Raw genomic sequence first — 9,247 nt, forward strand, 5'->3', positions numbered from 1 at the left:
TTTCAGGTAACTTTCATTTAAAAAGGAATTAGACCAGTTGTAGTACCGGTCGCATTGCACACCGAGGTAAAAGAAATACATGCATATCCCCAGTGCGGGCAACAGCCTTTTTTCTTCCGCGCTGAGTGGTACAATGGAGTTATAGCCTTCCAGGAAGCGGTCTGTTTTGGCCTGGCATTCAGGCTGGTCGCGGATAAGGCTGTGCAATTGCAGGATATAGTAGGCAACATCCAGGCATTGCCAGCCATTACCACAGAAATCGAAGTCGAAAAGGGTTATTTCCTGGTCCGCACGGATGTTCATATTATCGAACCAGATATCCATATGCACTACTCCCTGGCGGATGGCAGCAACATCTGCCTGCTGCAATACCTGCAAAAGATGGGTTTGCGCTTCTTTCATGAACATCATTTCCGCTGAATTGGCGGGCAGGAATTTTTTGATGGACTCCAGTGGATCTTCCAGTAGGTTCTTTGCGGTATAGGTAACCCTGTCCAGCGGCAGGGACCGGGTGAGGTTGTGCATACGGGCCATGATCCTGCCAATGTTCACGTGCGCTTCGTCATCATAGTGGAGTAGTTTTTCTCCTTCCGCAAAGGAAAACAATACGCCATACCGTTCGCCTTCCGGTGCGTTCAGTGTTTGTATAAAGTTACCTTGTTTATCTGCCAGCGGCCATGATACCGGGATGCCGTTTTCTTTCAGCAGCAGGAGTAGCCGGAGCTCCTCGGAAATTTCGGGAATACTGCGCCAGTGCAGGCTGTACACCCGGAAGATGTATTTGCCGGAGGAAGCAGTTAACTGGTAGGTATCGTTGATGCCTGATTTGACCAGGTGGCACCCGGCGCCGTCTGCCTCATCGTATTGTGCTTGCAGGAACAGCGCCAGGTGCGATGCCGAAAGATGGGAACTGGATACGGGGAAATGATTCATAAGCCGCGTATTTAATGAAAAGGGGCGCTAAGGTATTGAAAAAATTATTGCAGGTTATGCAGCGGCAGGTTTAGCCGCATGATAAGATCTGTTTGTACTTCAGTGCCAAGCCGGAATTCATGGGTAGTAAATTCCGTAAAGCCGTTTTTCCGGTAAAAGGCAATTGCTTTGGTATTGTGTTCCCATACACCCAGCCACAGGAAAGGCGCGCGTACTTCCATGGCAAGGGTTACCGCACGGTTGAACAGTTGCTGGCCTATCTTTTTCCCCTGGTGCGATTTTAATACGTATATGCGTTCCAGTTCTACCGCGCGGCTGTTGTACAACTCTGACTGTGCCGTTCTGTAATTTACTTTCATATAGCCGATCGGCTGGTTTCTCAGCATGGCGAAATAAAATTCGGAATCCGGTTCGCTCAGCTCAGCAGATAATTTGGCAATACTGAAATTATCCTGTAGGTATTGTTTCATATTTTCCGGTGTGTTGTCGGCTGCAAAGCTTTCCTGGAAGGTTTCACGGGCTATTTGTTGTAACAGTTCCACTTCTGCCGTTATAGCAGGCACGATAAGTATTTCGTTCATTTTCTGTGTTTTATAAAATAATTGGACCTATTTTTAATTAAATTCGGGTGTATGACAGGCTTCAGAAAAATAATACTGACGATAGTAACGCTTTTTATGATAACGGGCACTTTGCTGGCCGGGCGTTATGTTATCACGGGTAAACATCTTTCCAAAAAATATACAACAGCTGTTCCCCCTGTACAGGAAGGCGATATTATTTTCCAGGTGTCCGAATCAGACCTGAGCACCGCTATCCAGCTGGCTACACATTCCAAATATAGTCATTGCGGAATAATTTTTAAGAGAGACGATCAATGGTATGTATATGAAGCCTTGCAACCGGTAAGATATACCCCGCTGATGCAATGGATTAACAGGGGAAAGGGGCGGCATTTTGTAATAAAAAGACTGAAAAATGCGGGCACGGTGTTAACGCCGGAAGTGATCAGTAAAATGAAAACCGCAGGGGAGCGGTTCAACGGCAAGGATTACGACTTTTATTTTGGCTGGTCAGATGAGCGGATCTATTGCTCCGAGCTGGTATGGAAAATTTATAATGAAGTGACCGGGCTGGAGATAGGCAGGTTGCAGGAGCTGAAGGATTTTGACCTGAAAAGCCCTGCTGTGCAGCAACAGATGAGAGAGATCTATGGTAACAATATCCCGTTAACGGAGAAAATTATTTCACCGGTGAGTATGTTTGAATCGCCCTTGCTGGCCACGGTGGCAGAATAAAATAACGCATGGCGGATGTTGGTTCCGCCATGCGTTTTACTCAACTGGCTACTTTTTCTTTTGCCAGGAAACCAGGCAGGGAAGTACCGAGAATATAAGTCCATCCTTCGTTGAAATTGCTGGCATCGAAGGCCGGGTCTTTAGCTTCCGCAAAAGTATGAATGCCGGTATGCGTGAGCTTCAGCTTTGTTTTGTCTCCTTCCGGAAACAGCTCCCACGTTACTTCTGAGTTGCCCGGCTCATTTTTGTATTTCCAGGTATAGCTCAGCTTTTTCCCTGTTATTACTTCTGTAATTTTACAGAGATGAATGTATTGTTTGTTATCTTTTTCTACTGTAAAGCTGAACTCAAATCCTTTCTCCGGTTTAAATTCTGCCAGATCGAAATACCATTGCTTCATTTGGTCTTTGTCTGTAATCGCTTCCCATACAGCATTTACGGATGCATCCAGGGTGCGTTCAAATACCAGTGGCTTGTTGCTCATAGTGATTTTTTTTATTGATGAATGATTAACATGATTACTGTTTTTTCCTGCGGGACCTTTGGGTTTTACCAAGATAGTTTTCCAGTGCATCCAGTTTTTGTGTCCAGAACTGCTGGTATTGGATGGTCCAGTCGGCCACCGCTTTCAGGCCGCTGAGGTCGGCGCTGCATAGGCGTTCGCGGCCATCCTGCTTTATGGTGACCAGCCCGCATTCCGTAAGGATGCGGATATGTTTGGACACTGCCGGCCGGCTGATATCAAAATTATCTGCAATAGCGTTGAGGTTCAACGAACTGCCGGCCAGTAACCCGATGATCTGCCGCCGGGTAGGATCCGCTATTGCCTGAAATACATCTCTTCTCACGGTAATTATTTTAAGTTATGTAACCTTTCGGTTACAAATATACGTAACCATTTGGTTACACAAAATATTTTTTTCCGGAGAAGTGTTTCATGAAAAATGCCTGTTTGTGCGGCGAAGATGTTATTTTACAAGTTTGAAAGTTTTCCATGATGATGAAAAGAATACCTATCGCCCTTTATTTCCTGCTGGCCGGCCTTTGTGCGGCAGCGCAGCCAAAGAAACTGGATATTGTATTTATCGGCAACAGTATTACACAGGGAGGGGGCCTTCAGCATCCGCTGGAAGAGGCGCCGCCTGTAAAGGCATGGGAATGGCTGAAGCGCGCTATGCCGGGCAGTAATATTCAATACAGCAACCAGGGCGTAAGCGGCTCTACCACGGTGGATTTTCTTCCTGCTACGAATAAATTGTTCAACAACGTGGTAAAGGCTGCCGATGCTTTTAAAGCCGATAAAGACGCCACGCTGGTATTTTCCATGGTGCTTGGTACCAACGACAGCGCCATTGAAGGCCCCAATGGATCGCCGGTATCGCCGGAGCAGTACCGGCTAAATGTAAAAGCCATCCTGGACCAGCTGCTCAGCAGTTATCCCGGCTGTATCATTATCCTGCATCATCCTACCTGGTATAGCCCCAATACACATAACGGCGCCCGTTACCTTGCGGAAGGCCTGGCCCGCCTGCAATCCTATTTCCCGGTGCTCGACGCCATCGTGGCCGGTTACCGCAGCACGCATCCCGGCCAGGTATACACCGGGTATACAGGAGGATTCAGCTACTTTAAAAAGCATCCTGAACTGTTTATCCAGGAAAATGGCAGGTCGGGCGTTTTCCAGCTGCACCCCAATGCAAAGGGAGCAGCAGAGCTGGGAGTCTTCTGGGCACAGGCCATTAAAAAAGTGGTGGGCCGTTTAAAGTAAAACCGGATCTATGAAAGCGGTGATCACCCTCATATGCAGCTTACTGTTGCCTGATTTTCCTTCGGCTTCCGCGGTGGAATTTCATGAAGACAAGCTGTATCTTATCGGCGACGATGCTACCTGTATCCAGGTGCTGGACAAGGATTATCATCTTATAAAAAGTATCCGCATTTCCGGCGTTGCAGAAAAAAGGATCGCCAAAGCTGTGAAAGCAGATTATGAAGCTGCTACACTTATCAGTTTGCATGACCGCACTTACCTTATGGCCTCCGGTTCGCTGGCAACGGAAAAGCGGAGGCAGTTGCTATTGTTGCCACTGCCGGAGGGCGACAGCGCCGCCATACAGTTTATTCCATACCCGGCTGCTTTTACTGCGCAATTGCTGAACAGCGGGATCAATGAGTTGAATATAGAAGGCGCTGCCGTAGTAAATAACACTTTACTGCTAAGCAACCGCGGTAATAATACCTGGCCACAGAACCAGCTGGTGCTTACCACGCCCGGTTTCTGGGAGCAGGCTGCGCCGCCGGTTAGCGTAGTGCCGTTCACGTTACTAACGCCAACGCCTGTATTTGCAGGGGTATCTGAGCTTTGCTATGTGCCGGAAAAGGACCTGCTTCTCTGCACTTTTTCATCCGAAACCACTGCCAATGCGTATGACGATGGCGTTATCGGCGACAGCTATATCGGGTGGATCAATCATATCTCCCGGAAGCTCTCCCAAGCCGCCATTACGCCGGATGGCATGCTCAATTTAACAGGAGCAGACCCTGCATTTAAAGGGGAAAAGATAGAAGGCATTTGCCTGGAAAGCATACAAGACAATACCCTGACGCTTCACCTGGTATCTGATAATGACGCCGGGACCAGTCGTTTGTTTAAAGTAAGTTTTACCTTTAAGGCCAGCTAATTCATCCTCAAATCAATACATTCGAAATATGGATATACAATTTGACGAACGCACGCTTTACGTGAAGTATGATGAAGATATTGATAACACCATCTTCTGGGAAGATGTAACGCATATTGCAGGGTATAAAGTGTATGCGTACCCGGGAGAAGCCACTTTCCTGGTATTTAAAACCATGGAAGGGGAAACGCTGGAGGTATCCGATGAAATGAGCGGCTGGCTGGAGCTGCTGGGCGGATTGCATAATATTTTCAAACTGCCTGCCGGTTGGGAAGAACAGCTGGCAGACAGTGAACCGGATGCAGAAGATATTGTTTTTTATACGAAGTAAATAATGGTTTCTTTATAACCCCGGGCGCAGCATCTGCCGGATGTTGCGCTTTGCTGATTATTCTGCCTGCAGGCTGTTGACCGGGTTGGCCAGCGCTGCTTTCACCGCCTGGAAACTTACAGTGATCAACGCGATCACCAAAGCGCCTCCGCCTGCTATGATAAATATCCAACCGCTTATAGGCGCCCGGTACGCAAAGTTCTGTAACCAGTTGCTCATGGCCCACCAGGCCAGCGGGAACGCAATAACGGCAGCAATGATCACCAGCACTACAAAATCTTTCGACAACAGTTTTATAATACCGGTAATACTGGCGCCCAGCACTTTGCGGATCCCGATTTCTTTGGTACGCTGTGCAGCGGTAAAAGAGGCTAAGCCAAATAGACCAAGACAGGCGATGGCGATCGCAAAAACGGAGAAGATGAGGAAGAGAGAGCCCAGTCGCTGTTCCGCCTGGTACTGCCGGTTATACGCCTCATCCTGGAAGAAGTAATCAAAGGAAGCAGAGGGCACTACCGACTGCCACACTTTCTCCAGCCTGGCCACTGTGGCCGCGGCATCGCGGGTGTTCATCTTAATGCTGATATAGCTCAGCCAGTTGGGATTATAAAATATAGCCATTGGCGTTACCCCGCGCTGGAGTGACGTAAAATGAAAATCTTTATAAACCCCGCATACAGTGCCCCATCCGAAATCAAATTCCTGCCCCAGCGCCTCTTCCGGCGTTTTCCAGCCAAAGAAGGGAAGGGCGGCTTCATTGATCATGATATCGCCGCTTTTCTGGCTGGTATCGGGCGTCATATTCACCAGCCGGCCTGCCAGCAGTTGTATGTTGTAGGTACGGAAAAACTGGTCGTCGGCCGACATTAACCTGGTGTCTGTTTGTTTGGTATGATCATTTTTCAGCTGGAAAAGATTATTGCCAAATTCCTGCCCCGGCACATTACTGGAAGCGCTTACGGAAATTACATCTGCCTGTCCGCGGAACTTTTCCAGCAGGGCCTTTTTGCTGTTGCCTGCTTCCGGCCCGTTAATGGGTACTACCAGCACCTGCGACTGATCAAAGCCAAGATTGAAGCTTTTCATAAACTGCAGTTGCCGGTATACCACCATGGTAGCAACGATCAGCAGGATGGAAATGCAGAATTGCGTTACTACCAGCACATTCCGGAGCGAATGTGTTTTCCTTTGGGCGCCACGGTGCTGTATGATGCGCATAGGATTGAACCCCGAAAGAATGATAGCGGGGTAAATGCCGGCCAGTAGCCCTATCGCCAGGCTGATACCCAGCCCGGCGCCAATAAAGCGAAGCTGGAATAACTGTGCGGGGGTAAAGCTTTTATCTGCAATGCTATTAAAAACCGGCAGGAGGACGAGGACTAAAATTACGGTAGCCATAAATGCAATAACGCTCATCATAATGGCTTCTATCATAAACTGCCATACCAGCTGGGAACGGTTGGCGCCTATTACTTTTCGCACGCCCACCTCTTTGGCCCGGCTACCGGCAGTAGCGGTAGCAAGATTGATGAAATTAATGCCCGCAATAAGCAGGATGAACAAGGCTACGAACGATAATATCCTTACATATAGTATATCACTGTTTTTGCTTAGCTCGTAACGGAGATTGGAATGCAGGTGGATAGAGGCGAGGGGCTGAATAAAGTTCGTGTATACCTGCCCGTTAGCTTTTATTTCATTGCCCACAAACTGGTAGGCAATTTTACTTATCTTTTTTTCAAAGGCTTTCCAATCGGTACCGGGAGCTAATTTCAGGAAGGTTTGCGTCATGGTGCCATGCCAGTTTTCCATATTACGCCTGAACCATTCTTCGTTCTTTACGCTTACGGTAGAAATAATAAAATCAGGGCGGAAATAACTATTGGAAGGCACATTTTTCAGTACCCCGGTTACCCGGTAATTTTTGTTATTGATAGTTAGTATTTTATTGAGATAAGTACTTGCGTTATCTGTTCTCCCGAAATATTTCTCCGCTTTTTCAGCGGTCAGCATAACACCGTCCGCATTGTTCATGGCGGTATGGGCATTTCCCGCCAGCAAAGGGTAAGGCAGTACTTCCAGTAAAGTGCTATCGGCAAAGTAGATGCCTTTTTCATTAAATTTCCTGGCGTTATTGCCGTCACCGCTAACAGCGGTATTGTTGCCATATTCAAACACCCTTGTGGCAGATTGCACCTCGGGGTACACCATAACAGCCTGCCGGAGAAACCCGGAGGTGGCGGCAAATGAAATCAGGTCATTGTCCTGCGTTTTTACATCAAGTCCGGCCCTGTATACCTGTTCGTGCCCTGGTATCCATCGGTCGTAGCTGTATTCATCGTTTATATACAATGCAATAAAAAAACAAGCGGTGAGCCCCAATGTGAGCCCTGTAAGGTTTAACAGGCTGTGTGTAATGTGCTTGCGGAAATTCCGCCATGCGATTTTGAACTGGTTGCCTAACATATCATCGTGTTGTGGTTGTTCCCGGCGCTAAGAGAATGCCAGTCTTCCTTTTATTGGTTATCAATTATTAATGTAATAAAAACTAACATAGATTGTCCGCTTTCCGGTGAAAGTGTCCATTTCCGGACAATGGCTTCCATGGCACTAACCGGAGGAAGGGGTTCCTTCAGGATAAATTTATCTACCGTAAAATATCTTACAGTATATTAGTCTATTGATTTGGTGGACTAAAAACTTGTTGTTACTTTTAATACTGTAAACTGAAAATCTAGTATCGCGTCATCAACCAATCAGTTGTAATTGTTTTATCACACGGCCCTTGGAAACAGGCAGGCATATGTTGCCTGCGCTGTTGCAGGCATGGCAACAACCTGCAGAGGGCTCCAAAAAGCACCTATGGACTCTTTTTACATCCGTTCTTTAAAAGAAAAATGGAGAAGCGTTTTGTTACTTCTCCTGTTATTCAGCCCTTTATACCTGCAGGCGCAGGAAAAGCGTACGGGCGTTACCGGTAGCGTGCAGAATGAGAAGCACGAAGGACTACCGGGGGTTTCTGTGACCGCGAAGAATGAAACGTCGGGCGCCACCGTATCTACACAAACAAATGCGGGCGGTACCTTCCATTTCCCCGGCCTGGTGGCAGGAGCTGTTTACAGTTTCCGGTTCACGTCTATCGGCTATGAGCCTGCGCAACTGGACGGCATTACTTTACAGGAGCATCAGCCCCTGGCTGTTGTGCTGAAAGAATCCAGTTCCTCCCTTAACCAGGTAGTGGTAGTAGGTTATGGCGTGCAACGCCGCAGGGAGATCACCGGCGCCGTTGCTTCCGTACGGGCGGCTGATCTGAAAGACCAGCCCGTAACGAGTTTTGAACAGGCTATTGCCGGTAAGGTGCCGGGCGTACAAGTGCTGCAGAACACCGGCGCGCCGGGAGGCAGTATCAGCGTGCGTATCCGTGGTTTGAACTCAATTTCCGCAGGCATTGACCCACTGTATGTGGTAGATGGAATCCCATTGTCGAACGACCTGAAGAATTTACAGGGAGCTACGGATATGGTGAACATCACCGGGCAGGCATCTTTCCAGAAATCCCCTGATCCGCTCAGCACTTTAAACAGCGACGATATTGCTTCCATAGACATTCTAAAAGATGCATCATCCGCCGCTATTTATGGTTCCCGTGCCTCCAATGGGGTGGTACTGATCACCACGAAGAAAGGGAAAACCACCGGTCCGCCTTCCTTTGGATATAACATGTACGCAGGTTTTCAGCAGGTGAGCAAAAAGATAAAGCTGATGGATGCCTACCAGTGGGCCAAATTCAGCTTTGATGCAAAAAACAATGCTTACCTGGATTTCAATCCTTCCGGCAGCATTACTGATAATAACGCTACAAGGGGAAATTCCAATTTCCAGATAGCGCCTGAAATATTGCCTTATCTGGCGGGAGATGCTGGTCTTACCAACACCGACTGGCAGGATGCCCTTTTCAGAACAGCGCCTATCCAGCAGCATACTTTATCCGCTTCCGGTGGCAGCGA

General features: G+C 47.9%; 10 protein-coding genes. 5 read left to right on the forward strand and 5 right to left on the reverse strand.

Going from position 1 to position 9,247, the window contains the following annotated elements; translation table 11 throughout:
- Positions 1-933 (reverse strand): phosphotransferase (locus VIM72_RS27885; protein WP_332006088.1); only part of this gene is annotated, 933 nt, incomplete at its 3' end.
- A gap of 44 nt (positions 934-977) precedes the next feature.
- Positions 978-1,514, reverse strand: coding sequence for a GNAT family N-acetyltransferase (locus VIM72_RS27890; RefSeq protein ID WP_332006089.1), 537 nt, complete (start codon positions 1,512-1,514; stop codon positions 978-980).
- 51 nt (positions 1,515-1,565) lie between these two features.
- Between VIM72_RS27890 and VIM72_RS27895 the strand changes: the two genes are divergently transcribed.
- On the forward strand, positions 1,566-2,231 hold the full coding sequence (locus tag VIM72_RS27895; RefSeq protein ID WP_332006090.1) for a YiiX family permuted papain-like enzyme: 666 nt from the start codon (positions 1,566-1,568) through the stop codon (positions 2,229-2,231).
- 40 nt (positions 2,232-2,271) lie between these two features.
- Here VIM72_RS27895 and VIM72_RS27900 read toward each other — a convergent pair whose 3' ends face one another.
- On the reverse strand, positions 2,272-2,715 hold the full coding sequence (locus VIM72_RS27900) for an SRPBCC domain-containing protein (RefSeq protein WP_332006091.1): 444 nt from the start codon (positions 2,713-2,715) through the stop codon (positions 2,272-2,274).
- A 34-nt stretch (positions 2,716-2,749) separates the two neighbouring features.
- Complete coding sequence (locus VIM72_RS27905) at positions 2,750-3,079, reverse strand: metalloregulator ArsR/SmtB family transcription factor (RefSeq protein WP_332006092.1); 330 nt, start codon at positions 3,077-3,079, stop codon at positions 2,750-2,752.
- 149 nt (positions 3,080-3,228) lie between these two features.
- Between VIM72_RS27905 and VIM72_RS27910 the strand changes: the two genes are divergently transcribed.
- Genes VIM72_RS27910 through VIM72_RS27920 form a run of 3 tightly spaced genes read left to right on the forward strand, consistent with a single transcriptional unit; the run spans position 3,229 to position 5,240 of the window.
- On the forward strand, positions 3,229-3,999 hold the full coding sequence (locus tag VIM72_RS27910; protein WP_332006093.1) for a GDSL-type esterase/lipase family protein: 771 nt from the start codon (positions 3,229-3,231) through the stop codon (positions 3,997-3,999).
- A 10-nt stretch (positions 4,000-4,009) separates the two neighbouring features.
- Entirely contained in the window at positions 4,010-4,909 is a 900-nt protein-coding gene (locus tag VIM72_RS27915; RefSeq protein ID WP_332006094.1) for a DUF6929 family protein, read from the forward strand.
- 28 nt (positions 4,910-4,937) lie between these two features.
- Positions 4,938-5,240, forward strand: a complete 303-nt coding sequence (locus tag VIM72_RS27920) for a hypothetical protein (protein WP_332006095.1) — start codon at positions 4,938-4,940, stop codon at positions 5,238-5,240.
- Between the two features lie 57 nt (positions 5,241-5,297).
- Here VIM72_RS27920 and VIM72_RS27925 read toward each other — a convergent pair whose 3' ends face one another.
- The gene (locus tag VIM72_RS27925; RefSeq protein ID WP_332006096.1) at positions 5,298-7,706 is read right to left on the reverse strand and encodes an ABC transporter permease; all 2,409 of its coding nucleotides are present in this window, start codon (positions 7,704-7,706) and stop codon (positions 5,298-5,300) included.
- Positions 7,707-8,102: 396 nt separating this feature from the next.
- Between VIM72_RS27925 and VIM72_RS27930 the strand changes: the two genes are divergently transcribed.
- Positions 8,103-9,247, forward strand: a 1,145-nt coding sequence (locus VIM72_RS27930) for a TonB-dependent receptor plug domain-containing protein (protein WP_332006097.1), incomplete at its 3' end; no start/stop codon positions are given.

It is taken from the genome of Chitinophaga sp. (genome assembly GCF_036569185.1).
Taxonomy (GTDB): domain Bacteria; phylum Bacteroidota; class Bacteroidia; order Chitinophagales; family Chitinophagaceae; genus Chitinophaga.